Origin of the sequence: Pseudomonas fortuita, from assembly GCF_026898135.2 — a bacterium.
Lineage (GTDB): Bacteria > Pseudomonadota > Gammaproteobacteria > Pseudomonadales > Pseudomonadaceae > Aquipseudomonas > Aquipseudomonas fortuita.
Genome location: NZ_CP114035.2, coordinates 3,359,463 through 3,384,585, shown reverse-complemented (window position 1 = coordinate 3,384,585; position 25,123 = coordinate 3,359,463). Strand labels below are relative to the sequence as shown.

Annotated in this window: 24 protein-coding genes; 21 read left to right on the top strand and 3 right to left on the bottom strand. The window is 64.0% G+C overall.

The genetic code is table 11. The features are described from left to right. Position 1: 1 nt before the first annotated feature. The 16 genes from OZ911_RS15530 (at position 2) to qhpG (ending at position 14,577) form a co-directional block, all read left to right on the top strand. Positions 2-544, top strand: a complete 543-nt coding sequence (locus OZ911_RS15530; protein WP_060517948.1) for a PilN domain-containing protein — start codon at positions 2-4, stop codon at positions 542-544. Next, positions 531-1,094, top strand: a complete 564-nt coding sequence (locus tag OZ911_RS15525; RefSeq protein WP_016487346.1) for a GspMb/PilO family protein — start codon at positions 531-533, stop codon at positions 1,092-1,094. The genes OZ911_RS15530 and OZ911_RS15525 overlap by 14 nt, the downstream gene beginning before the upstream one ends. Further along, a complete protein-coding gene (locus tag OZ911_RS15520; RefSeq protein ID WP_023049216.1) occupies positions 1,094-1,618 on the top strand; it encodes a hypothetical protein in 525 nt (174 codons plus the stop codon). The genes OZ911_RS15525 and OZ911_RS15520 overlap by 1 nt, the downstream gene beginning before the upstream one ends. Further along, positions 1,615-3,480 carry a secretin GspD/PilQ domain-containing protein gene (locus OZ911_RS15515; protein WP_023049215.1) on the top strand — a complete coding sequence of 622 codons (1,866 nt, stop codon included), beginning with the start codon at positions 1,615-1,617 and terminating at the stop codon, positions 3,478-3,480. Before OZ911_RS15520 ends, OZ911_RS15515 begins: the two co-directional genes overlap by 4 nt. After that, a complete protein-coding gene (locus tag OZ911_RS15510) occupies positions 3,477-3,956 on the top strand; it encodes a type II secretion system protein (RefSeq protein WP_016487343.1) in 480 nt (159 codons plus the stop codon). Before OZ911_RS15515 ends, OZ911_RS15510 begins: the two co-directional genes overlap by 4 nt. 5 nt (positions 3,957-3,961) lie before the next feature. Beyond that, on the top strand, positions 3,962-4,336 hold the full coding sequence (locus OZ911_RS15505; protein WP_023049214.1) for a type II secretion system protein: 375 nt from the start codon (positions 3,962-3,964) through the stop codon (positions 4,334-4,336). Then, positions 4,311-4,838, top strand: coding sequence for a type II secretion system protein (locus OZ911_RS15500; RefSeq protein WP_023049213.1), 528 nt, complete (start codon positions 4,311-4,313; stop codon positions 4,836-4,838). The genes OZ911_RS15505 and OZ911_RS15500 overlap by 26 nt, the downstream gene beginning before the upstream one ends. Next, positions 4,835-5,236, top strand: a complete 402-nt coding sequence (gene csgE, locus OZ911_RS15495; RefSeq protein WP_016487340.1) for a curli production assembly/transport protein CsgE — start codon at positions 4,835-4,837, stop codon at positions 5,234-5,236. The genes OZ911_RS15500 and csgE overlap by 4 nt, the downstream gene beginning before the upstream one ends. After that, positions 5,233-5,646: a curli assembly protein CsgF gene (locus OZ911_RS15490; RefSeq protein ID WP_016487339.1), complete on the top strand. Its 414-nt coding sequence runs from the start codon at positions 5,233-5,235 to the stop codon at positions 5,644-5,646. Before csgE ends, OZ911_RS15490 begins: the two co-directional genes overlap by 4 nt. Positions 5,647-5,680: 34 nt before the next feature. Beyond that, entirely contained in the window at positions 5,681-6,532 is an 852-nt protein-coding gene (locus tag OZ911_RS15485; protein ID WP_016487338.1) for a CsgG/HfaB family protein, read from the top strand. Between the two features lie 133 nt (positions 6,533-6,665). Then, on the top strand, positions 6,666-8,045 hold the full coding sequence (locus tag OZ911_RS15480) for a hypothetical protein (RefSeq protein WP_023049212.1): 1,380 nt from the start codon (positions 6,666-6,668) through the stop codon (positions 8,043-8,045). A gap of 444 nt (positions 8,046-8,489) precedes the next feature. Beyond that, on the top strand, positions 8,490-8,729 hold the full coding sequence (locus OZ911_RS15475) for a hypothetical protein (RefSeq protein WP_024717550.1): 240 nt from the start codon (positions 8,490-8,492) through the stop codon (positions 8,727-8,729). Positions 8,730-8,978: 249 nt separating this feature from the next. Beyond that, positions 8,979-10,889 (top strand): sigma-54-dependent Fis family transcriptional regulator, encoded by a 1,911-nt coding sequence (locus tag OZ911_RS15470; RefSeq protein ID WP_060517938.1) that lies wholly within the window; start codon positions 8,979-8,981, stop codon positions 10,887-10,889. A gap of 2 nt (positions 10,890-10,891) precedes the next feature. Beyond that, the gene (locus OZ911_RS15465) at positions 10,892-12,625 is read left to right on the top strand and encodes an ABC transporter ATP-binding protein (protein WP_016487334.1); all 1,734 of its coding nucleotides are present in this window, start codon (positions 10,892-10,894) and stop codon (positions 12,623-12,625) included. Further along, positions 12,615-13,292, top strand: a complete 678-nt coding sequence (gene qhpE, locus OZ911_RS15460; protein WP_023047185.1) for a subtilisin-like serine protease QhpE — start codon at positions 12,615-12,617, stop codon at positions 13,290-13,292. Before OZ911_RS15465 ends, qhpE begins: the two co-directional genes overlap by 11 nt. Beyond that, complete coding sequence (gene qhpG / locus OZ911_RS15455; RefSeq protein ID WP_070086654.1) at positions 13,285-14,577, top strand: flavin-dependent monooxygenase QhpG; 1,293 nt, start codon at positions 13,285-13,287, stop codon at positions 14,575-14,577. The genes qhpE and qhpG overlap by 8 nt, the downstream gene beginning before the upstream one ends. Positions 14,578-14,614: 37 nt before the next feature. Here the strand turns inward: qhpG and OZ911_RS15450 are convergent, their stop codons facing one another. After that, positions 14,615-15,928 carry an alginate export family protein gene (locus OZ911_RS15450; protein WP_023047182.1) on the bottom strand — a complete coding sequence of 438 codons (1,314 nt, stop codon included), beginning with the start codon at positions 15,926-15,928 and terminating at the stop codon, positions 14,615-14,617. Between the two features lie 137 nt (positions 15,929-16,065). Next, a complete protein-coding gene (locus OZ911_RS15445; RefSeq protein ID WP_070086655.1) occupies positions 16,066-17,559 on the bottom strand; it encodes an aldehyde dehydrogenase family protein in 1,494 nt (497 codons plus the stop codon). A gap of 494 nt (positions 17,560-18,053) precedes the next feature. Between OZ911_RS15445 and peaA the strand changes: the two genes are divergently transcribed. The 5 genes from peaA to OZ911_RS15420 all read left to right on the top strand — a co-directional run bounded on the left by peaA (position 18,054) and on the right by OZ911_RS15420 (position 24,382). Further along, the gene (gene peaA, locus OZ911_RS15440) at positions 18,054-19,619 is read left to right on the top strand and encodes a quinohemoprotein amine dehydrogenase subunit alpha (protein ID WP_023047181.1); all 1,566 of its coding nucleotides are present in this window, start codon (positions 18,054-18,056) and stop codon (positions 19,617-19,619) included. A gap of 48 nt (positions 19,620-19,667) precedes the next feature. Further along, the gene (gene peaB / locus OZ911_RS15435) at positions 19,668-21,098 is read left to right on the top strand and encodes a quinohemoprotein amine dehydrogenase maturation protein (protein WP_016487328.1); all 1,431 of its coding nucleotides are present in this window, start codon (positions 19,668-19,670) and stop codon (positions 21,096-21,098) included. A 1-nt stretch (position 21,099) separates the two neighbouring features. Further along, positions 21,100-21,423 (top strand): quinohemoprotein amine dehydrogenase subunit gamma, encoded by a 324-nt coding sequence (gene qhpC / locus OZ911_RS15430; RefSeq protein WP_016487327.1) that lies wholly within the window; start codon positions 21,100-21,102, stop codon positions 21,421-21,423. Between the two features lie 32 nt (positions 21,424-21,455). Beyond that, on the top strand, positions 21,456-22,577 hold the full coding sequence (peaD, locus tag OZ911_RS15425) for a quinohemoprotein amine dehydrogenase subunit beta (protein WP_023047180.1): 1,122 nt from the start codon (positions 21,456-21,458) through the stop codon (positions 22,575-22,577). Between the two features lie 131 nt (positions 22,578-22,708). After that, positions 22,709-24,382, top strand: a complete 1,674-nt coding sequence (locus OZ911_RS15420) for a fatty acid CoA ligase family protein (protein ID WP_070086656.1) — start codon at positions 22,709-22,711, stop codon at positions 24,380-24,382. Between the two features lie 129 nt (positions 24,383-24,511). Here the strand turns inward: OZ911_RS15420 and mobA are convergent, their stop codons facing one another. Continuing rightward, on the bottom strand, positions 24,512-25,087 hold the full coding sequence (gene mobA / locus OZ911_RS15415; protein ID WP_023047179.1) for a molybdenum cofactor guanylyltransferase MobA: 576 nt from the start codon (positions 25,085-25,087) through the stop codon (positions 24,512-24,514). Positions 25,088-25,123: the final 36 nt, after the last annotated feature.

Below are 25,123 nucleotides of genomic sequence, written 5' to 3'. Positions count from 1 at the left end.
CATGCGCCGCCTTGAACTGGACTTCCAGCCCCGGCGCAGCGGCCCGCTGGCCTGGTCGCTGCTGGCCCTGGGCTGCGCCATGGTCGCCGGCCTGGTGCTGCTGCAACAGCAATTGCAGGCCGAGCAGGCAGACCTTGAGGCCAGCGTGCACAGCCTGGAGCTGCAACTGGGCCGCCGCCCGGCTACCACTGCCCCGCTAAGTACCGCTGCCAGCCGTGAGCAGACCGAGCGATTGGCACAGATGCGCAGTGTGTCGCAACAACTGCAACGCCCATGGCAGCAGCTGTTCGCCATGCTCGAAGCCTTGCCGCAAGACGATGTCGCGCTGCTTGGCCTGACCCCGGACGCGCGTAAAGGCCAGGTTCGCATCGCCGCTGAAGCACGCAACCTCGAGGCGATGCTGCAGTACCACCAGCGGCTGGAAGCCAGCGACGAGCTCAGCGATGTATCGCTGCTGAACCACGAGGTGTTGGCCGCGCAGCCTGAGCACCCGGTGCGCTTCACCCTCACTGCGACCTGGGAGACCGGCCATGCCCGCCCTTGAATCACTGAACAGCCTTATCCTTCAGGAACGCCTCCACCGCATCGGCCCGGTTGGCCTGGCTGCCGCCGCCGTGGGCCTGCTGGTGGTGGGCGTGGTGTGCGCCGGGGTGCTGCCGCAGTGGCAAAGCGTGCGCGAACTGCGCGCCACCGAAGCGGACGCCAGCGTCCAGGTCGAGCGGGTCAAGCGTGGCGAGGTGAAGATCGCCGTCAAGCCCGAGCAGCAAGCCCTCGACAGCCTTCGCCAGCAACTGCCGGGGCAGCCCCAGGCCAGCGAGCTGATCGAGCGCCTGTACCACCTGGCCAGCGCCGAGCACATCAGCCTGGCGCGCGGTGAGTACGCCCTGGGCATTGATCCCAAGACCCAGCTGGCGCGCTACCAGATCGTGCTGCCGGTGCGCGGCAGCTACCCGCAGATTCGCGGCTTTCTCAAAAGCCTGCTGAAGCAGCTGCCGACCGTGGTGCTGGAAGACCTTGAGCTGCAACGCAAACGCATCGGCGACAGCGAGCTGAATGCCCGCCTGCGCATGACCCTTTACCTGTCGAGGTCATGATGAACACACAACGTGCAGTGATCTGGGCCAGCTTTCTTGGCGTGAGCGCAGCCATCGCCTGGGCACCCGGGCACTGGTTCGGCCAGGAAGACAGCGTTGCGACCTTCGCGGGCAAGTCGGATCGCCGCGCCGCCGCTCCCACAGGCGTTGTGGGCAACGCCGAACCTGTGGCAGCGGCTTTAGCCGCGAAAGGGCCGGAACAGGCCTCCAGAGATCTGTTCCCAACCCAGCAATGGAGCAAACCCCAAGCCCTGGCCACCGTCACCGAACAACCCGTGGCTGTCGCGCCCATCGTGGCCGCAGCGCCGACCGCGCCGGCGCTACCGTTCCAGTTCATCGGCCGTATGGGTAACAACGACGATCTGCAGATCTTTCTGCAGAGCGGCGAAAAACTCTACGTCGTGCGCCAGGGCGACGTCATCGAAGACACCTATCGCCTCGATCGGGTATCGGCCAGTGAGCTGAACCTGGTCTACCTGCCTTTGCACCAGTCACAGACCTTGTCTGTCGGGAGCGCACCATGAAGTCGTCAAAGCTGTGCAAGCCTGCTCCGTTCCTGCTTTTGGCGTTGTGCGTGGCCATTGCCGGCTGCGGCTCCAGCGCGGTACGCAATGACAGCGACCAGTTGATGAAGGAGGGCCAGTACGAAGCTGGCATTGCCCGGCTGGAAGAGGCCCTGCGCGATGACCCGCGTGACACCGAGCTGAACATCGCCCTGGCCCACAGCCGCCAGGCCGCCGTGGAGGCACTGCTGACCCAGGCCGATGCCGACCGCATCCGCCATGACTTTGCCAACGCCCGCATGGGCTATGGCCGGGTGCTGACCCTGGAGCCGAACAACCGCCGTGCCCAGGAAGGTACGCGCCAGCTGGAGCTGATCCGAACCCTGGACGAGCGCGTGGCCCTGGGCCAGGCAGCATTGCGCCAGGGCGACCTGTTCGGCGCCGAGCGCTACATGCGCGAAGTGCTGCGCCTGGACCCGCAGAACCAGAAGGGCATTGCCCTGCGCAGCGACATCGAGAACGTCCAGGCGCGCACCGCGCAGCCCTTTCCGCAGCTGCGCAGCAAGCTGGATCGGCCGGTTACCCTGGAATTTCGCGATGCCAACCTGAAGACCATTTTCGAAGTGCTGTCCCAGGTTGCCGGCATCAATTTCATCTTCGACAAAGACCTGCGCCCGGACATGAAGGCCACCATCTTCGTGCGTGAAGTGCGTATCGAGGACGCGGTGGCGCTGCTGCTGGAGCAAAACCAGTTGCGCCAGAAGATCGTCAATGACAACACCCTGATGGTCTACCCCGACTCGCCGCAGAAGACCAAGGACTACCAGGAACTGGTCATGCGCACCTTCTACCTGACCAGCATCGACGCCAACACCGCGTTGAACATGGTCAAGACCATGCTCAAGACCCGCGACGTGTTCGTGGACGAGCGCCTCAACACCCTGACCATGCGCGACACCCCCGATGCCGTGCGCATGGCCGAGAAGCTGCTGCAGTCGCAGGACCAGTCCAACCCCGAGGTGGTACTGGAGGTGGAGGTGATGGAAGTGGCTACCTCGCGCATCCTCGACCTTGGCCTGCAGTGGCCCAACACCTTCGGCGTGCTGACGTCCGACGGCAAGTCGGTGAGCGTGCTCGACCAGCTGCGCGGCATCGATTCCAGCCGCATCAGCATCTCGCCGGCACCACAGGCCAAGATCAACGCCCAGGACAAGGACATCAATACCCTGGCCAGCCCGGTGATCCGCGTCAGCAACCGTGAGCAGGCACGCATTCACATCGGCCAGCGCGTGCCGATCATCAGCGCCACGTCGGTGCCGTCCACCCAGGGCCCGGTGATTACCGAAAGTGTCACCTACCTGGACGTAGGCCTGAAGCTTGAAGTGCAGCCCACCGTGCACCTGAACAACGAAGTGGCGATCAAGGTGGCCCTGGAAGTCAGCAACGCCACCCCGCTGGAGGCTACCCGCCAGGGCACCATCCCGGTCCAGGTCGATACCCGCAACGCCCAGACCACCCTGCGCCTGCACGATGGCGAAACCCAGGTATTGGCCGGCCTCGTGCGCAACGACCACAACGCCAGCGGCAACAAGATCCCGGGGCTGGGAGATATCCCCGGCCTGGGCCGGCTGTTCGGCAGCAACAAGGACGACATGAGCAAGTCTGAGCTGGTGCTGGCGATCACCCCGCGCATCGTGCGCAACCTGCCGTACCAGAGCCCGTCGGACATGGAGTTTTCCACCGGTACCGAGTCGGCCATGCAGGTGCGCCAGATGGCACCGCTACCGCCGATGGAGGTGCCCGGCAATGCGCCGGCCACCGACGCGCCCGTGGTCGACAGCCAGATGGCGGTCGCCCCGGTCAACGGCAGCCCACGGCCATGAAAGCGCGCCGCCACCTGCAGGGTTTCAGCCTGATCGAAGTGGTGCTGACCCTGGCACTGCTCGGGCTGCTGGCCAGCATGGCCGCGCCGTTGACCGAAACCGTGGTCCGCCGTGGCAAGGAGCAGCAACTGCGCGAGGCGCTGTACCAGATACGCGATGCCATCGATGCCTACAAGCGGGCGTTCGATGCTGGCTACATCGAAAAGCGCCTGGACGCCAGTGGCTATCCGCCGAACCTGCAGGTACTGGTGGACGGTGTGCGCGATGTGCGCAGTGCCAAGGGCGCCAAGTTCTACTTTCTGCGGCGCATCCCGCATGACCCGCTGCTGGCGGCCAAGGATGAAGACCAAGGCGGCTGGGGCCTGCGCGCCTACGACAGCAGCCCCGACAGCCCGCGTGAAGGCGAAGACGTGTTCGACGTGTATTCCAGGGCCCGCGGCAAAGGCCTCAACAACATTCCCTACGGGCAATGGTGACAGCCATGAAACGCAGCAAAGGCTTCACCCTGATCGAACTGCTGGTGGTCATGGCGATCATCGCCACGCTGCTGACCATTGCCATGCCGCGCTACTTCAACAGCCTGGAAAGCTCCCGCGAAGCCACCCTGCGCCAAAGCCTGGCGGTGCTGCGCGAGTCGCTTGACCACTACTACGGCGACACCGGCCACTACCCAGACTCGCTGGAGCAGTTGGTGGAGCAACGTTACCTGCGCAACACCCCGGTCGACCCGATCACCGAGCGCAGCGATGCCTGGCAGCTGGTGCCACCGCCCGAAGGCGCGGCCGGCGGCGTGGCGGATATCAAGAGCGGTGCCACAGGGAGGGCGCGTGATGGTAGCCTCTTCGCTGAATGGTAAGGCCGATCGCGGCTTCACCTACCTGGGTGTGCTGCTACTGATTGCGGTCAGCAGCGTGGCCCTGGCCGCCACTGGCACGATCTGGGCCAGCGCCGCCCAGCGTGATCGCGAGCGCCAGCTGCTGTGGGTGGGCAGCCAGTACGCCCAGGCCTTGCGCAGCTACTACCGTGCCTCGCCGGGCCTGGCCCAGTACCCGCAGGCGCTGGCCGACCTGCTGCAGGACAACCGCTTTCCGCAGGCCCAGCGGCACATTCGTCGGCTGTACCCCGACCCCATCACCAACAGCGACGAGTGGGGCCTGCTGCGCTCGATCGACGGCCGCATCACCGGGGTGCACAGCCGCTCGGACGCTACCCCGTTCAAGCGCAGTGGCTTCAGCGCCGAATGGAGTGGTTTTGAAGGGCTGGAGCACTACAGCGACTGGCAGTTCGTTGCCGAGCAGGCGTTTACCGACAGTGCAGGCGGCGTGCAGACCCATGCAGGCCCGGGAGATACGCCATGAGCCGCCTGGCTGCGTTATGCCTGAGCCTGCTGCTGATGGCGGGGCTGGCCACCTCGGCCAAGGCGGGTGTTGAAGACGAGATGCAGGGTTTTATCGTCGACAACACCATCTCGCACATCGGCCACGACTTTTACTACTACTTCGCCGACCGCCTGCGTGCCACCAGCCGCCTGGACTTCAACCTGGTGGTACGCGAACGCCCGGATGCCCGCTGGGGCAGCCTGGTCACCGTGGAGTTCGAGCGTGAGGTGATGTACCGCCGCTTTCTGCCACCGAACACCACCGAGCTCAAAGACGAGGCCGTGGCAGCCGCCGACCTGGTCAAGCAGCAAATCATTCAACGCAAGCTGCAACGCCTGCTACAGGACACCACCGACTTGGAGAGGGACGAGCTATGAACCACCGCATTCCACGTTGCATTGCCGCCTGCCTGCTGGCCAGCGCTTGCGCTGCCCAGGCCACCGAGCTGGTGTACACCCCGGTCAACCCGGCCTTTGGCGGCAACCCGTTGAACGGCACCTGGCTGCTGAACAACGCCCAGGCGCAGAACGACTACGACGACCCCGACCTCAAGGACCGTGCCTCGGCCTTTACCGGCACCACGGCCCTGGAGCGCTTCAGCAACCAGCTGGAGTCGCGGATGTTGTCGCAGTTGCTGGACAACATCAGTAACGGCAGCACCGGCAGCATGGCGACCGACGCGTTTCTCATCGACGTCATCGACGATTCCGGGGCCTTGAGCATCAAGGTCACCGATCGTGCCACAGGCGAGATTTCGATCATTGAGGTCAGCGGCCTGAACCCCTGAGAGGGAAGGGCTTTTATGTTGGGGAGAGAACACCATGAAACGTCTGCTGAGCACGCTGCTGATCCTCACCGCCCTGGGCCTGCAAAGTGGTTGCAGCCTGCGCGAACCTATGTCGGCCGAACAGGACTCGGAAACCCCGACCCTGACCCCACGCGCCTCGACTTACTACGACCTGATCAACATGCCACGGCCCAAAGGCCGGCTGATGGCAGTGGTGTATGGCTTCCGTGACCAGACCGGGCAGTACAAACCCACCCCGGCCAGTTCGTTCTCCACCAGTGTCACTCAGGGTGCAGCCAGCATGCTGATGGATGCCTTGAGTGCCAGTGGCTGGTTCGTGGTGCTGGAGCGTGAAGGGCTGCAGAACCTGCTGACCGAGCGCAAGATCATCCGTGCTTCGCAGAAAAAGCCGGATGTAGCGGAAAACATCATGGGCGAACTGCCACCGCTGCAGGCCGCCAACCTTATGCTGGAGGGCGGCATCATCGCCTACGACACCAACGTGCGCAGCGGCGGCGAAGGCGCCCGCTACCTGGGGATAGACATTTCCCGCGAGTACCGGGTGGACCAGGTGACCGTGAACCTGCGCGCGGTGGATGTGCGCACCGGGCAGGTGCTGGCCAACGTGATGACCAGCAAGACCATCTATTCGGTCGGCCGCAGCGCCGGGGTGTTCAAGTTCATCGAGTTCAAGAAGCTGCTGGAAGCTGAGGTGGGCTATACCACCAACGAACCGGCACAGCTGTGCGTGCTGTCGGCGATTGAATCGGCGGTGGGGCACTTGCTGGCGCAAGGGATTGAACGGCGGCTGTGGCAGGTGGCGGGGGATGCGGGGCAGGGCAACGCTACGGTGGACAAGTTTCTGAGCCAGAATCAGCAGCCTTGACTGGCCTGACAGCCCCTGCGGCACCTGATAGAACTGCCAGTAGGCATCACTTTTTTCCTGTGAGCAAATAGCACCAACGCCTGTGACCTATCTGAATGTGCAGGCTGAGACTGTTTGGAAAAGGTGCTTGGTGATGCTGACTCGAATGTGGCTGCTGTTTTTAATCATTGGTAGTTTGGTCGGTTGCGGGGCGCACACGCCCTTTGTGCAGGCTCCCCGCCCAGTCGCACAGACCCAGTTATTGATAAGTGAAACAGCCAAGTCTCAGCAGTTGACCGCGCTGAACAAGCGCGGGGAGCAGGTAATCGCGCAACTCAAGGTTTGGTATGACTCCGTTACCGAAGACTGCGGCGGCCCTGATAAACCGAGTTACCTGTGCAGCGGTATCGAAATGCGTGCCACGGGCTTCAGCCCAGACTTTCTACCTTGGGACCCGAGCCAGAAGCACCTGGACAAAGGCGCCATCGCGTTTTCCTGGGCGCGCCGCGATACCAACTTTGGCAGGGCGGCGGAACGCTTCAATGGTTTTTTGTTTCCGCCACTGCAGGCCATCCCGCACAACAAGATTCGCGATCTTGAGGTGTTGTGCACCTTCCCAATAGATGGCGGAACGGACAACCGCGATACGGCGAACGGGTGCGGACCGCAAGACGGGTTTGAAGCCACCACCGATGCGTGCCAGAAAGTCGGTGTAACGGATGCCGATGCGTGGCTGGCAACGTACAGCGACGATGACATTGTGAAGTCCAGAGTCTGCGGATGGGACCTGCGCGAAGCCCCCGCTAACATGAAGGCGCAGTGGTTCGAGATGCCGATAAAAGTCAGGGCGGGGTTGAGCGCAGACGCATGGATGGGCTACAACGAGATTTTGCTCCCCGTATGGAAAGTTGGCGTGGGCGCAGACTTGCCTTTGTATGCATTTTTCTATGTGGAGGGGCAAACGCAAGCGGGATTGCTGGCGCAATTTGACCAGGTCCGTTATCACGCAGCTTATGGCCAGGCGGTTCCTGTCATCCGAATCAAGCTTCCTACGGCAAAGGACCAGGTCATGCAGTTTACCTACGATGAGGAAGACCAGGCGGTGGGAAGACCCATCGTCACCTCTGACGTTGATTTTGAATCCGAGCAGATCGGTGAGCGAAAAGAATTCAAAGTTGACGGATCGACATTCATATTGCATGGCACGGGGGAAGTCAGCGATGACTCGCACGGGGGCGGTGGAAGCTCGATAAGCGCAAAACATCTCAAGTTTGAAGGTTCAACCGAGATTTTACTGCCTGGTAACGGGCGTCGCCGCGTCAGTTACGACTGGGGCTGCCGTGATGTATGCACAAGAGATCTCTCGTTTACCGACAACCACAGGCTGCTGAATGACCGTGAAGGTATGCATTATGGATCGGATGAACTTACGGTCGACGGCCCTGAAATCCTGCACCTTTATATGGTTGAAGATGGCGAGAACCCGAGAATGGTCATAGACAACCTGAAAGTCACGCAGGCGCAAGCGCGATAACAGCCTTTATGTTGGTCGCACCGTGGGAAAGACCGCGAAGCAGCCGGTGCGGCCAACAGAAGTGTTACTACACATGCCCTAAGCTTGAAACCCTTCCCTGACCCCGGTAGTCTTTGCCCGCTGCTGTCAATCCAGCAGCCGGGTTTGGTAGCCCGCGATCAATCAAGGCGCACAAGCGCCCGCTCTGCGATACAGTTGGCGCTTTTTTGTGCCCGGCTGTTTCGTTTTATGGCGGCTGTGCGTAGGGCGCCTTCGTGCGCGCCGGTTTCCTTGATTCCCGGTCTACCAACCTGCGTACAGCCGTCACCCTTTCGTTTGGTAGCGATTTGTGGCGGCTCCAGTGAATCAAGGAGCGACACAATGACAAAAGGCTTACCTGATCCCCCCGCCCGCGCCACCACGGCGTCTTCCAGCTTCTCGACTTGCGAATGCAGCCATCCGCCGTTGTTTGCCGTGCGTTCTGGGGTGGACTACGAAGATGCGCTAGTGCACCTGTCCACGTTGCTGAAAGGGGCGTTTGCGACAAACCTCAAGGCGTTGGAATTGGCCAAGGGGACCTGTCGTGATCTGCTGTTGAGCAACGACCATGGGCTGGATTCGGCCAAGGCGGTGGTGGAGGCGCTGCTGGATGGGGTAGAGGGGCAACAGTTGACCGTGAAGGGGTTGAGGGCAAGCCCACTTTAAGCGGTAAAGCGCCGCTCTTAAGATCACGCGGTCTCTGAGCGGCCTCGTGTCGCGAACGGGCTGCAGAGCAGCCCCGGCGATATGTGCATCATGGCAGACATTCCGGGGCTGCTTTGCAGCCCGATTGCGACACAAGGGCACCCCCCCTCAACCCATCAACCAGATGACGCCCAGCTTTTTCTCCCGCACACTGCGGAAAATTCCCAAGCCCGTACCCCGCCACCTTGCAGGGCACAGCCGGAGAAGAAAATGGCGCGACAACTAATAACAAACGCCCACGACCCGCTGCATGAATCCCGCCAGGCCCGGCTGAAGCTGGCCAGCGAAGGCGAGCTGCCGCTGGGCATGCTGCGCGACGAGATCGACGCGTCGTGGCGCCGCAGCCTGGGCCATGGCCTGGATTGCCTCCAGGGTGAACAGGTCGGCCTGGGCCTGGCGCAGGGCCACGACCTGCGTATGCTGCTGGAGCGCAACCGCTTGCTGGTCGACGCCGTTACCCCGGAACTGGATTACCTGGTCGCGCGTCAGGGCAAGGCCGGTATCGTCATCCTCGGCGACGCCCAGGCCAATGTGCTGGCCATCGAAGGGCAGAAGCATGTGCTGCAACGCGAGGGCCTGCGCGACCTGCACCCGGGCAGTTGCTGGAGCGAGTCGCTGCGCGGCACCAATGCCATCGGCACGGCCGTTGTAGAAGGCCGCCCGACGCTGATCAACTGCGGCGAACACTACCTTGACCGCCTCAGCCCGTTTTCCTGCACCTCGGTCCCCCTGCGTGACCCGCGTGGTGAGGTGATCGGCGTGCTCGACATCACGCGCGAAGGGGTAATGGCGCAACCGCAGGACAGCCTGTCGACACTGATGCTGGCCGCCGGCAATATCGAGAGCCGCCTGTTCGGTTTGTGCCACCCAGAGCAACTGGTGCTGGCCTTCCACAGCCGCCCGCAATACCTCAACAGTGCCTGGCATGGCCTGCTGGCACTGAGCCTTGATGGCGAGGTGCTGGCTGCCAACGACAGTGCCTGCCAGTTGTTGCAGGTGCCGCGCCCCGAGCTGATTGGCCGGCGCAGTACGGACCTGCTCGGCGAACGCTCACCCGCGTTTATTGCGCGCCTGTGGCAGGGCGGGGTGAGCAGTGTGCAAACGGCCAAGGGCGAGTTCTACTTCCGTGCCCTGCAGTTGCCGCGCCATGGCCGGGTCAATGGCAGCACGCCGGCCAGCAAGCCGACGCTGGGCAAGCAGTCGCCGGCACTCGACGCCCTGGCCGGTGGTGACCCACGGTTGGCGCGCAACCTGCGCATGGCTCGCCAGGGGCTGGGCAATGGCCTGCCGGTGTTGCTGCTGGGCGAGACCGGTACCGGCAAGGAAGTGGTCGCCCGGGCCCTGCACCAGGCCAGCCCGCGCGCTGACAAACCGTTTGTGGCCGTGAATTGCGCCGCCATCCCCGAAGGGTTGATCGAGTCCGAGCTGTTCGGCTACCGCGAGGGCGCCTTCACAGGCTCCCGGCGGGGCGGCATGGTCGGGCGGTTGATGCAGGCTCATGGTGGCACGCTGTTCCTTGACGAAATCGGCGACATGCCGCTGGCCTTGCAGGCGCGCCTGCTGCGGGTATTGCAGGAACGCCGGGTGGCGCCGCTGGGGGCCGGCGACGAGCAGGACATTGATGTGGCGCTGATCTGCGCCACCCACCGCGACCTCAAACGCCTGGTACAGGAGCAGCACTTCCGCGAAGACCTGTACTACCGGGTCAACGGCGTATCACTGCGCTTGCCGGCGCTACGCGAGCGTGATGACCTGGCGCAGATCATCCAGGGCCTGCTGGACAAGGCCGATGCCCGTGGCGTAACCCTGGACCCGGCACTGGCCGCGTTGCTCGAAGGCTTCGACTGGCCGGGTAACATTCGCCAGCTGGAAATGGTAGTGCGCACGGCGCTGGCCATGCGCGAGGACGGCGAGCAGGTGCTGACCCTGGACCACCTCACCGATTGCCTGCTGGACGAACTGGCCAGCGGCACGGCGCCCTCCGGCAGCCTGAAGGACAACGAACTGGAATTGATTCGCGGCGCCTTGGCGCGCCACCAGGGGAACGTTTCTGCCGCGGCCGAGGCACTGGGGATCAGCCGGGCGACGCTGTACCGCAAGCTCAAACAGTTGCGCGGCTGACCATGGGCCCCTTGTTCGCAAGGCTGGTGGACTCCAGTGACCCTGCACTCATGCGCCAGGCGTTGGCCTGGCTGTATGGTTTCGTGCGCCCGCATCAACGTGCCATCGGCCTGTTGCTCGGCTTGTCGCTGGGCGCCTCGCTGCTGGCGCTGGCACAGCCCTGGCTGGTCAAGACGCTGATTGACGAGGGGCTGCTGGCCAAGGATTACCAGACCCTCTGGCACATGGCGGCGATCATGATCGGCGCGGGCCTGTTGGGCACGGTGCTGGCCGGGGTCAACCGCTACCTGCACACGCGGCTGTCCGGGCGCATCCTGTTTGCCCTGCGTGATGACCTGTACCGGCACCTGCAGCAGTTGTCGCCGACGTTCTATGGGCGGCGGCGCATGGGCGACATTCTTTCGCGGCTGGATGGCGATGTGGCAGAGATCCAGCGCTTTGCCGTGGATTCGCTGTTCTCGGCTGTATCCGCCGTCATTGGCCTGGTGGGCGCGGTGGCGTTGATGCTGATGCTGTCATGGCAGCTGTCGCTGTTGCTGGCGCTGCTGGTGCCGATCGAGGTGCTGTGGCTGCGCTGGATGCGGCGCAAGGTTGAGCGCGAGGTGCGCAGCCTGCGCGAGCGTTCGGCGGATGTGTCGTCGTTTTTGGTCGAGACCTTGCCGGCGATGAAGTTCATCCAGGCGGCCGGCCAGCAAAGCCGCGAGGCAGGGCGCCTGGACGCACTTGGCCAGGGCTACATGCGTCAGCTGCTGAAAGTGCAGGTGACCGAATTCTTCACCCAGGCCATCCCCGGCACGCTTACCTCCTGGTGCCGCGCTTGCGCGTTTCTGGTTGGCGGCTGGTGGGTGATTCAGGGGACCTGGCAATTGGGCGCGCTGATCGCCTTTTCCACCTACATGGGCATGGCAGTCGGCCCGGTGCAGAGCCTGCTTGGCCTGTACGTGGCGGTGCAGCGCATGGCGGTGAGCCTGGGGCGGGTGATGGAGCTCAAGCGCGAGGCCGTGGCCGTGCGCCCGGCCGCCCACCCGCAGCCCATGCCCGACGGGCCTGGCGAATTGCGCCTGGAGGCGCTGAGCTTTGCCCATGAAGGGCGCCAGGGCGCCGTGCTGAGCAATGTGCAGGTGTGCGTGCCGGGCGGGCTCAAGGTGGCCATCAGGGGGGCTTCGGGGGTGGGTAAGTCGACCCTGATCGACCTGCTGCAACGTTTTTATGACCCGGACGCCGGGCGTATCCTGCTGGATGGCATCGACTTGCGCGACCTGGACCTGGCTGCGCTGCGTCGACGCATCGCGGTGGTCAGCCAGGACATCGTGCTGTTCCGTGGCACCCTGGCGCAAAACCTGGCCTACGGTGTGCCCGAAGCCAGCCGTGCAGAACTGGAGCGCGTAGTGCGCCTGGCGCGACTGGATAGCCTGGTCGAAAGCCTGCCGTTGGGCCTGGACGGCCTGTTGGGCGAGCGTGGCCAGCAGTTGTCTGGTGGGCAAAAGCAACGCATTGCCATTGCCCGCGCAGTGCTGCAGGCCCCGGCGATTCTGGTGCTGGACGAGGCCACCTCGGCGGTGGACGAAGCCACCGAGCGCGAGGTGATCGCGGCCATTGACCAATTGTTCGTCGGCCGCACGCGGATCCTGATCAGCCACCGTGCGTCGACACTGGCCGATGCCGACCTGCACTTGCAACTGCATGATGGCCAGCTACAGGTGCTGGCGCAGGAGGCGGTCAAACATGGCCACTGACGTGCGCGTTGGCATCATCGACAGTGGCTGCTCGCCGGAGCAGGCCAGCGGTTTGCTTGGCTCCCGGCGTTTCTGGCTGGAAGACGGCCAGCTGCGTGAAGGCGAGAGGCTGCCCGACCTGCTAGGGCATGGCAGTGCAGTACTTGCAGGCCTGCGACGCGAAGCTGGCCCCGTGCCGTTGCTGGTGGCGCAGGTGTTCAGCGATCAGGCCAGCACCAGTGCCTTGCAGGTGGCGGCCGCACTGCTGTGGCTGGTGGAGTCGGGGGCAACGCTGGTCAACCTCAGCCTCGGCTTGCAGCAGGACCGGCCTGTACTGCACCAGGCTTGCGCTGAGGCCTTGGCTGCGGGTGTGCTGTTGTGTGCATCCAGCCCGGCACAGGGTGGGCCGGTGTACCCGGCCAGCTACCCCGGGGTGCTCCGGGTTACCGGTGATGCCCGTTGCGCGCCCGGCCAGTGGTCCTGGCTTGGCACCCGGCAGGCGGACTTTGGCGGTTACGTCGGGGCTGGTAGCAGGGCAGGCGCGAGTTTGGGCTGTGCAGCCTTGAGCGGCAGGATCGCGGCGCTGATGCGTGAGGAGCCGGGTATGAACTGTCAGCGGGTGCACGACTGGTTGCGCAGCAATGCCGCATTCACCGGCCCGGAGCGACGAGGTGCCAGCCATGACTGAATCGCGCATTGTGGTACTGGGCGCCGGCCCTGCGGGGGCCGCCACGGCCATCGGCTTGCGGCGCCTGGGCTATGCGGTCACTGTGGTGTCGCAGTGGCGCCGGTTCGCCGCGGTCGAAGGTGTTTCTGTGCGGGTATTGGAGGGCTTGCGCCACGCAGGCCTGGGCGGCGCCTTGAGCCAGGCAGCCATGCCGGCCACCCGGCAGGTGCACTGGAACGGCCAGCACCTGCAAATGAACCAGGAATTTTTGCTGGATCGGCAACGGTTTGACCGGGCGCTGCGCGACGACCTTCAGCGTGCAGGTGTAAGCGTGGTTGAGGGGCGGGTGCGCGAGGTCACGCATGAGGGCAATCATCAAGTCCGTCTGGATGATGGGCAAGTCCTGATCGCTGATTTTCTCGTCGAGGCTCGAGGGCGTCAGGCACCGCTGGCTGCGGACCGCCTGCGCGGGCCGGAAACGGTCAGCCTGCTCAACGTCTGGCAGGGTAGCCCTGGGGCGCCTGCGTCGGCAGTGGAAAGCCTGGAGGATGGCTGGGCCTGGATGGCCCGCCTGGAAGATGGCCGCTGCTACTGGCAAGCCACCCTGGACGCCGGTGGGCTGCCGGGCAAGCTCGGATTGGCAGATTACTGCGCGGCGCGGCGTGCCAGCAGCACGCTGGTGGCCGAGCTGTTCGATGAGAGGGCGCGGGCGCCAGTACAGGTGCATGCGCGCAGCAGTACGGCGATTTTGGCGGGCGAATGTGTCGGGCAGGACTGGATACGGGTGGGTGATGCGGCGATGGCGGTTGACCCGCTGTCGGGCAATGGGATCTTCCAGTCGCTGTCTTCGGCGTTACAAGCACCGGTGGTAATCAATACGTTGCTGCGCAGGCCTGAACGGGCCGAGTTGGCGTGCCAGTTTCACCAGCAGCGGGTCGAGCAGCTGTTCTTGCGCTTTGCCCGTATCGGGCGGGATTTCTACGGGCAGGAGCAGGAGCGGGCGGGGCACTCGTTCTGGGCCAGGCGCCAAAGCTGGCCGGATGCGCAGCCACTGCATCAGGCGGCTGACCGGCAGGCCGTACGGGTTGAGCGGCGGCCGGTGCTGCGGGACGGTCTGGTGGAGGCGGCCGAGGTGGTGGTAACGCCGGATCAGCCGTTGGGGGTGTGGCATTTGCAGGGCGTGGAGTTGGCGCCTGTACTGCGGGAAATACGTAGTGGCCGGCCTGTTGAGACAGTGTTGTCGGGGCTTGCGGGTGCACAGCAGAGGATGGTGCGGCGGTGGCTGATGGAGCAGGGCTTGGCTTGAGATTGCCGGGGCTGCAAAGCAGCCCCAGAATCTTGAATCAGAAGAAGGTCCCGACCACCAGTTGCATATAGGTCCCGGTGTCCGTCCCACCCAGCTGCGTACCGCCATTGGCCGCACTGCGCTCAGGCTTGTAGAACCCCACCAGCGGGCTGATCAGCAGATGGTCGTTGACCATCCATTCGACATACAGGTCCAGCTCCCGCCCGCCGAGGTTGCCCTGGTCGGTGTCCAGCGTATCGAAGTCGAAGTACAGCGCGCCGACGGTCAGGTTGTCCCGTGGCTTGCCTTTCAGCGCCACGTGGTGCACCTGGCTGTTCTTGTTGAACGGCCCGGCATAGTTGGCTGCCACCTCACCCTGGAACCAGGTGCCATAGCCCCGGCTCAGGCCGTAGAACAGTGGGTCGAAGCCTTCCGAGAAGCGGCTGTAGCGGTAGGTGGCGGTGGGGGTCCATGGTAGCTCGGAGAAGGTCCAGTTGCCCTCCAGGTACCAGGCATTCTCGCGCCCGCCGGTCTTGTCCTGGGTCACGTATTCGCCCGCCAGCTCCAGGTCTTTCACGCCCAGGTTGCCCCGCCCGCGCAGGCTGGCGGTGTCCATGCCGTCGCGGTGTTGCAGGCCCATGATCTGCGCGTAACGATGGTCCACGTCCAGGCCGCGGATCCAGCTCAAACCCACCGTGCCGGCAGCGGTGACGTGTTCCAGGTTGGCTACCGCAAGGGAGGTGTCGGCCTGGTAATGGTTATCGGACTTCAGCCACATCAGGTCGCCGCGCCAACCCTGTTTGCCGCCCAGGCGCAGCACGGCGGTGCGGTCGAAGGCTTTGCGTGCGGCCAGGTAGTAGGCACCACCGCGGTCGAAGTTGGCGCCCAGGTCGGCCTTGCCCAGGTTCACCGGGTCGCCCTGGATCAGGAAGCCGTCACCCAATGTCACCACCTGGCGGCCACCGGAGATGTCTACCCCGTCTTCGCCCAGGGCCGGGAACAGGTTGGCCGAGCGCCAGCCCAGGTACAGGTCTTCGATGGCGGTGCGGCGCTCATCGCCCAAGGTCAGGCCGGCGGCGTCGCCATCGCCCCAGGTGGCGGAACTTAGCAGGTTGAAGGCGCCGTAGAGGGTGCCGCTATCGGCCAAAGCCTGGCTGGCGCTGAGGCCGTACTTGACGTAACCCTCCTGCCAGGCGGTGCTGCCTGGTTGGCGGTTGCCGGCCTGATTGAAGCTTTCGTCGCTGTGGAAGGCGCCGAACAGGGCTTCGAGGTCGGCGTTGAGGGTGGTGCCGTTCTGGTTGTACAGCGCGTGGGCCTGGCTGGCGGGTGCGGCGAGCAGCAGGGCCAACGTGCAGGCGAGTGAGTGCCTCATGGGGTGCTCCATGGTTTTTTGTTGTTGTTTTGGGTTGCCTGGGGTGGCCTCTTCGCAGCACAAGGCTGCGCCTACAGGGACCGGGTGCGCTTGTAGGCGCAGCCTTGTGCTGCGAAGAGGCCGGTACAGGCAGAAGATCAGAGCTTGATCAACACCGACTTCAGCTCGGTGTAGTGCTCGATGGCCGCTGCGCCCATCTCACGACCCACGCCAGACATCTTGTAGCCACCAAACGGCAGCGCCGGGTCCAGCGCGCTGTGGCAGTTGACCCACACTGACCCCGACTTGATACGCGGGATCATGCGGTGCACAGCAGCCAGGTCGTTGGACCAGATGCTCGCACCCAGGCCGTAGGGGTTGTCGTTGGCCATGCCGATCACTTGGTCGATATCGTCGAATGGCATCGCTACCAGCACAGGCCCGAAGATTTCTTCCTGCACCAGGCGGTGGCGCTGGTCGACATCGACGATCACTGTTGGTTTGACGAAGTAGCCCGGCCCAAAGCCTTCGCCGCCACAGGCAATGGTCGCACCCAGCTCGCGACCAAGTTCGATATAGCCGGTGACGCGGTCCTGCTGCTTGGCCGAAATCAACGGCCCCATCTGCACGGCCGGGTCCAGCCCGTTGCCCAGCTTCATGCCGTTGGCGATGCCGGCGATGTCGGCCACCACGTTGTCAAAGTGCTTGCGGTGCACGTACAGCCGCGAACCCGCGCAGCACACCTGGCCCTGGTTGAAGAAGATCGCCGTGGCAGCGCCGGCAGCGGCTTCCTGCAGGTTGGCGTCCGGCATCACGATGGTCGGCGACTTGCCGCCCAGCTCCAGGGTGACGCGGGTCATGTTGTCCATGGCCGCCTTGCCGATCAGCTTGCCGACCTCGGTAGAGCCGGTGAAGGTCAGCTTGTCTACGCCGGGATGGCGGCTGAGGGCTGCGCCGGCATTCAGGCCGGTGCCGGTGACCACGTTGAATACGCCTGCCGGGTAGCCGGCTTCATCTACCAGTTCCGCCAGCTTCAGCACACTCAGTGGGGTTTCGTCTGCGGGCTTTAGCACGAGGGTACAGCCGGTGGCCAGGGCCGGACCAAGCTTCCAGCAGGCCAGCAGCAGCGGGAAGTTCCAGGCGACGATGGCACCGACCACGCCGACCGCCTCACGGCGCACGAAGCCGTGGAACTGGTCGTTAGGCATCAGCGGCATGGAGGCTTCGACGGTGCTACCCTCGATCTTGGTAGCCCAGCCGGCCATGTAGCGCAGAAAGTCGATGGCCAGTTGCACGTCCATCACCTGCGCTACCGCGGCGCTCTTGCCGTTGTTCAGGCATTCCAGTTCGGCCAGCTGGCGAGCGTCGCGCTCCATCAGGTCGGCCAGGCGCCACAGCAGGTTCTGACGCTCGCGTGGGCGCAGGCGGCTCCACGGCGAATCGTCGAAGGCCTGGCGTGCCGCGCGCACGGCGCGGTCGACATCCTCGGCGTCGGCGGCGGGCACTTCACCCAGCACTTCGCCGGTGGCCGGGTTGCGGAACGACAGGGTGCGACCGCTGGCGGCATCCTGCCAGTCGGCGCCAATGCGCATCTTCAGTTTGCGTTCGAGAAAGGCGCGGGTGGCGGGCAGGATGGGCAGTTCACAAAGCATGGGGCTGTGCCTCTTGTCATTGGGTGTGAAGGGCACTGGCGCAATGGGCGTGCCAAGGTGGGCAGATGCCAGCAAGGCATTGAGTTGACTGGGTTTTGCCGTGATGCAAGGCTCGGATTGCAGGCGTGCGTTGTTGCACATTGAGACGGTGTGAGACCGTGGTGAAACAGTGGTTTCAAGGGCCAATCGCCGGCAAGCCAGCGCCTGCAGGTACAGCGCAGGTCTTCAAGGCAATGGTTAACCTGTGGGAGCGGGCATGCCCGCGAAGGCCTGCATGGCAGGCCCCTGTCTCAGGATGAAACACTCTGTCGCGAAATGGCACGCTGCAATTGGCCATCCTTGCTGCTGGCCAACCCCAGCAAACTGCCTAAGGGGTTGAAAGGCCAAGCGTTTACTGCAACTGGCACAGTTCCTGTATCACCTCTGTCACATGCACACCTGCTGTACCAAAGCGTGCGAAAAACGATAAGAACAACAACCGTGGAGGTCTGACCTTGAAGACGACTCGACTCCGGCGGCATGCGGGCAAACTGGCGCTGGTCGCCGCCGCGCTGCTGAGCACCCAGGCCATGGCGGCCGAGCAGGGCCCGAGCCTGTTGCAGAACAAGTGCATGGGGTGCCATATCCCCGAAGGCAACGATACCTACAGCCGCATCAGCCACCAGCGTAAAACGCCAGAAGGCTGGCTGATGAGTATCGCCCGCATGCAGGTGATGCACGGCCTGCAGATCAGCGACGACGACCGTCGCACGCTGGTCAAGTACCTGGCCGACAAGCAGGGCCTGGCGCCCAGCGAAACCGATGGCGTGCGCTACGCCATGGAGCGCCGGCTGAACACGGTCGAGCATTTCGACACCCAGCTCAGCGAAACCTGTGGCCGTTGCCACTCTGGGGCTCGCGTCGCCTTGCAGCGCCGCCCGGCCAAGGAGTGGGAGCACCTGGTCAACTTCCACCTTGGCCAGTGGCCGTCCCTCGAATACCAGGCCCAGGCGCGGGACCGCGACTGGCTGCCGATTGCCCTGCAACAGGTGGTGCCGGAACTTGCCAAGCGCTACCCGCTGGACAACCCGGCCTGGGCTGAATGGCAGCAGGCAAAACCGAAGGCCGACGTGCTGCCGGGGCAGTGGGCGTTCAGCGGCCATATGCTGGCCAAGGGCGATGTGCGCGGTGTGATGAGCGTTTCGGCCGGGGAGGGCGACACCTTCAAGGTCGAGGTCAAAGGCGCCTATGCCGACGGTACACCTTTCAACGGTAGCGGCTCGGCGATCCTGTACAACGGCTATGAATGGCGCGGCAACGTCAAGGTTGGCGACACCCACCTGCGCCAGGTATTCGCGGCGCTGGATGGCGAAATGAAAGGCCGCATGTTCGAGGCCGAACACGACGAGCGTGGCCTGGACTTCACGGCTGCCAAGGAAGGCAAGGCGCGGCTGCTGGCGGTGCAACCGGCCTTCATCAAGGCGGGTGGCGAAAGCGAGATCACCCTGGTGGGCAGCGGCCTGGAGGGCAAGCCTGACCTGGGTGCCGGGGTGGAAGTGACCGAAGTACTGGAGCAGACCCCGACCCTGGTACGGGTCAAGGCCCGCGCTGCAGCCGGCGCCAAGCCTGGCCAGCGCGAGGTTGCGGTGGGGGCGCTCAAGGGCGTGAGCCTGGCGGTGTACGACAAGGTCGAGGAAGTGAAAGTCGTGCCGGCGTTCTCCATTGCCCGCATCGGTGAAAACGGCGCTTCGGTGCCCAAGGTGCAGGGCCGCTTCGAGGCCGAAGCCTGGGGTAAGGACGCCAGTGGCCAGCCGCTGCGCATCGGCTATCTGCCGGCCACCTGGAAGGTCGAGCCATTCAATGAACGTGCGGTCGAGGACGAAGACGTCAAGTTCGCCGGGCAGATGCAGGCCGATGGCGTGTTCGTGCCAGGCGGCGCTGGCCCTAACCCTGAACGCAAGATGATGACCAACAACGCGGGCAACCTGAAGGTCATCGCCACGCTGGCCGACGGTGGCCAGACGGGCGAAGGGCACATGATCGTCACCGTTCAGCGCTGGAACAACCCACCGCTGCCGTAACGGCAGGGTGCAACGGTTTTCCAACGGATCGATTACCGGGAGGTCGCCATGGGCGCACTACTGAACCTGGTCGAACGCAACCTGCATGAAGTGCAGGTAGATGCCGACCGCATGCTGTTCCACATCCCCAGCAGTTCGCTGTTCACCGCCGACGCGGTGACCGGGGGCATCATCGACACCTTGCGCCAGCAAGGCTGTTCGGCCGAGGAGCTGATGCAGCGCCTGGGCCAGCAGTTTGCCGGCAACGATATCCAGGACACCCTGCGCGAGCTGATCGCCCTGGAGCTGGTCAGCGACGGCTCGCCGCTGACCGCGGAAATCGGCGTCAAGCGGGTCGAGCGCACCGCGCTGAATACCGTGGTGCTCAACGTCAACACTGGCTGCAACCTCAGCTGCACTTATTGCTACAAGGAAGACCTGGACAAGCCATCTGCCGGCAAGAAGATGAGCACCGCCACCGCCGAAGCTTCGGTGGAAATGCTGCTCAAGGAATCGCCCGACGAGGAGCGCTACAGCGTGGTGTTCTTCGGTGGCGAGCCCTTGTCCAACCGGCCACTGATCGAACACATGGTGGGCTACTGCGAGCGGCGTTTCGCCGAGGCGGGCAAGCAGGTGGAATTCATCATGACCACCAATGCCACGTTGCTGACCGAAGAGATCGTCGATTGGCTCAACGCCCATCGGTTCGGCCTGTCGATCAGCATCGACGGCCCCAAGACCGTGCACGACCGCAACCGCATCACGGTGGGCGGGCAGGGCACCTATGACGTCGTGCGGCGCAAGGCCGACATGCTGCTGTCGCGTTACAACAGTCGGCCGGTGGGGGCGCGGGTGACCTTGACCCGCGGCATCACCGATATCGAGACGATCTGGAACCATCTGTTCAACGAAATGGGCTTTGCCGAAGTCGGCTTTGCCCCGGTCACTTCCGGCGACATGGCGGACTTCAACCTCACCGGCGAAGAACTGGTTGAGGTCTTCGCCAACATGAAGGCGCTGGGGCGCCGCTACCTGGACGCCGCGCTGGAACACCGCAATATCGGTTTTTCCAACCTGCACCAGCTGATCACCGACATCCACGAGGGCCACAAGAAGGCCCTGCCATGCGGTGCCGGGCTGAAAATGCTGGCAGTGGACCATGAAGGCGAGCTGAACCTGTGCCACCGCTTCACCGGTTCCAGCCTGCCGACCTTCGGCAACGTGCACCAGGGCGTCAAGCAGGTGGAGCTGAACGACTTCCTGTCGCAGCGTCTGGACCGCAGCAACACCGGCTGCGAAAGCTGCCGCATCCGCAACCTGTGCTCTGGCGGCTGCTACCACGAAAGCTACGCCCGCTACGGCGACCCGCAGCACCCGACTTACCACTACTGCGAACTGATGCGCGACTGGGTCGACTTCGGCATCGAAGTCTACAGCCGCATCATGGCCGCCAACCCGGCCTTCATCGACCGCTACATCACCCCGCGGAAGGCGCACTGACATGAAGCACTTGAAGCCCCTGAACAACAAGGCGCGCATCCTTGAACAGGCCGCTGCCGAAGACCGCATCGAAGAAGTCATGGCCATGAGTGCGGTGGCCGGCTGCACGGCCACCACCGACCCGGGTTGGGAAGTGGATGCCTTTGGTGGCGTGAGCTCGCTGTGCCAGCCGATGGAGGCCGACCTGTATGGTTGCTCCGACCCTTGCTGGTGGCCGGCCCAGGTGCCGGACATGATGAGCACCTACCAGGACTGGAACGCCCAGGCGACCAACTCGGCGGAAGACTGGCGCAACCTCGGCACTGTGTTCCCGAAAGACAAGTGACCGGCCCAACAAGAATGACAAGGGGAAACCGCATGAAAGCTGGACGCTGCGCGCAACTCGCGCTCACCCTCGCCGCCACGGCCTGCGCCGGGCTGGCTCAGGCTGACGACACCGGGCCTGCGCTGAAGGCTGGCCACGAATACATGATCGTGACCAACTACCCGAACAACCTGCATGTGGTCGATGTGGCCAGTGACACGGTGTACAAAAGCTGCCAGATGCCCGACAAGTTCGGCCCTGGCACCGCGATGATGGCGCCGGACAACCGAACCGCCTACGTGCTCAACAACCATTACGGCGACATCTACGGCATCGACCTGGACACCTGCAAGAATACCTTCCGGGCCAACCTGTCCAGCGTGGCGGGAGAAGTGGGCCGGTCGATGTACTCGTTTGCCATCAGCCCCGATGGCAAGGAGGTGTACGCCACGGTCAACCCGACCCAGATGCTGAATGACCACTACGTGGTCAAGCCGCCGCGGCTGGAGGTGTTCAGCACCACTGATGGGCTGCAGGCCAAGCCGGTGCGCACCTTCCCGATGCCGCGCCAGGTGTACCTGATGCGTGCCGCCGATGATGGCAGCCTGTTTGTCGCAGGGCCGGACATCTACAAGATGGATGTGAAAACCGGCAAGTACACGGTGGCCTTGCCGCTGCGCAACTGGAACCGCAAAGGCTACAGCGCCCCGGACGTGCTGTACTTCTGGCCGCACCAGAGCCCGCGTCACGAGTTCACCATGCTGTACACCATTGCCAGGTTCAAGGATGACAAGCAGGACCCGGCCACCGCCGAGCCACTGTATGGCTACCTGAGCGTCGACCTCAAGACCGGCAAGACCCACACCCAGGAATTTGCCGACCTGACCGAGCTGTACTTCACCGGCCTGCGTTCGCCCAAGGACCCGAACCAGATCTACGGCGTGCTCAACCGCCTGGCCAAGTACGACATCAAGCAGCGCAAGCTGATCAAGGCGGCTAACCTTGAGCACACTTACTACTGCGTCACCTTCGACAAGAAGGGCGACAAGCTGTACCTGGGCGGCACCTTCAATGACCTGGCGGTGTTCAACCCGGATACGCTGGAAAAGGTGAAGAACATCAAATTGCCGGGTGGCGACATGTCCACCACTACGCCACAGGTGTTCATCCGCTAGAGCCAGGGTGGATTTACTGGCCTCTTCGCAGCACAAGGCTGCTCCTACAGGTCACCGCGTTCCCGTGTAGGAGCAGCCTTGTGCTGCGAAGAGGCCGGCCCAGACCCCACAAAAACAACAAGAGAGTGCCCATGCCCCAGCCAAGCTACTCCCAGGGCAATCCAGACAAAGCCCTGCTTACCCAATGCATTGGCGATGCCTTCGACGCCACCGTCGCCCGCTTTCCCGACCGCGAGGCGCTGGTGGTGCGCCACCAGGCCCTGCGCTACACCTGGCAGCAACTGGCCGAGGCCGTCGACCAGCACGCCCGCGCGCTGATGGCACTGGGCGTGCAACCCGGTGACCGGCTGGGTATCTGGGCACCCAACTGCGCCGAGTGGTGCATCACCCAGTTCGCCAGCGCCAAGGTGGGCGCGATCCTGGTCAACATCAACCCGGCCTATCGCTCCAGCGAACTGGACTACGCCCTCGGCCAGGCCGGCTGCCGCTGGGTGATCTGTGCCGACGCGTTCAAGACTTCCGATTACCATGCGATGCTGCAGGGCCTGGTCCCTGGCCTGGCCAGCAGCCAACCGGGCGCGCTGACCTGCGAGCGCTTCCCCGAGTTACGCGGCGTGGTCAGCCTGGCTGCCTCGCCACCACCGGGCTTTCTGGCTTGGCACGCCTTGCAGGCGCGTGCCGAGTCCGTCAGCTGCCAGGCCTTGGTCGAACGCCAGGCGCAGCTGCGCTGCGACGACCCGATCAACATCCAGTACACCTCCGGCACAACCGGTTTTCCCAAGGGCGCCACCCTCAGCCACAGCAATATCCTCAACAACGGCTACATGGTGGGTGAAAGCCTGGGCCTGACCGAGCACGACAGGCTGGTGGTGCCGGTGCCGCTGTATCACTGTTTCGGCATGGTCATGGCCAACCTTGGCTGCATGACCCACGGCAGCACCCTGATCTACCCCAGCGATGCCTTCGACCCGCTGGCCACGCTGCGTGCGGTGGCCGAGGAAAAGGCTACCGCGTTGTATGGCGTGCCGACCATGTTCATTGCCGAGCTGGACCACCCGCAACGCAGGGAGTTCGACCTGTCGAGCCTGCGCACCGGGATCATGGCCGGCGCCACCTGCCCGATCGAGGTGATGCGCCGGGTGATCGGCGAAATGCACATGGCCGAGGTGCAGATTGCTTATGGCATGACCGAGACCAGCCCGGTGTCGCTGCAGACCGGGCCCGACGATGACCTGGAACGCCGGGTGACCAGTGTCGGCCGCACCCAGCCACGGCTGGAGAACAAAGTGCTGGACGCCGACGGCAATACCGTACCGCGTGGGGAGATAGGCGAACTGTGCACCCGCGGCTACAGCGTAATGCTTGGCTACTGGAACAACCCCAAGGCCACGGCCGAGAGCATCGATGAAGACGGCTGGATGCACACCGGCGACCTGGCGGTAATGGATGAACAGGGCTATGTGCGTATCGTGGGGCGCAGCAAGGACATGATCATTCGCGGCGGTGAGAACATCTACCCGCGCGAGCTGGAAGAGTTCTTCTTCACCCACCCGGCGGTGGCGGATGTGCAAGTGATTGGCGTGCCGTGCAGCAAGTACGGCGAAGAGATCGTGGCCTGGGTGCGCCTGCACCCGGGGCATACCGCCAGTGAAGAGGCGCTGCGTGAGTGGGCGAGGGCGCGGATTGCGCACTTCAAGGTGCCTCGGTACTTCCGCTTTGTCGACGAGTTCCCGATGACGGTGACCGGCAAGGTGCAGAAGTTCAGGATGCGCGAGATCAGTGTCGAGGAGTTGTCTGCTAGATGATGCATCACCTGTTCCGGCCTTTTCGCGGGTAAACCCGCTCCCCCGGGTTCATCACAGTGTTCAAATTCGGTGCGGTCCCTGTGGGAGCGGGTTTACCCGCGAAGAGGCCGGAACAGGCAGCAGAGAGCCTCAGCCTTGCAGCAGTTCCGGGCTGTTGAAGTTGCTCAACCGGCGATCATCATCGGCACACTCCAACCCCTGCACCGCCTCGCGCAGCAAGGCCTTCTGCAAACTCCGCTCTCCCGTCGCCCAGGCCTGCTCCAGCATTGGCAGTAACCGCCGTGGTAGCACGCTGAACATGGGCTGCCAAAACCCACCCTGACGTACCATTGCCGCACTGTCACTGGCCACCGCCAGCCTTAACAGCGTCTCGATCAAATCGCGGTCAACCCGTGGTGCATCGCAGGCCAGTACCACCATCCACTCATGCCGTGCCACCTTGAGCCCGGCAATCACCCCCGCCAACGGCCCGGGGAAGTCCGCTTCGGCATCGCTCACCAGCTGGTCAGCGTACATACGGTAAGCCTCCTGGTTACGGTTGCAGGAAATCACCAGGTCATCGCTTAGCGGTCGCACCACCCGCTGTACATGCGCAACAAGCGGTTCGCCCTGCCACGCGACCAGGCCTTTGTCACGGCCGCCCATGCGTTGGCCACGGCCGCCGGCGAGAATGAGGATGGAGCAGGGGGGCAGTGCATCAGGCATGAAAAAGGGCTCCGGGCAGTCACTGCCGGGAACCCT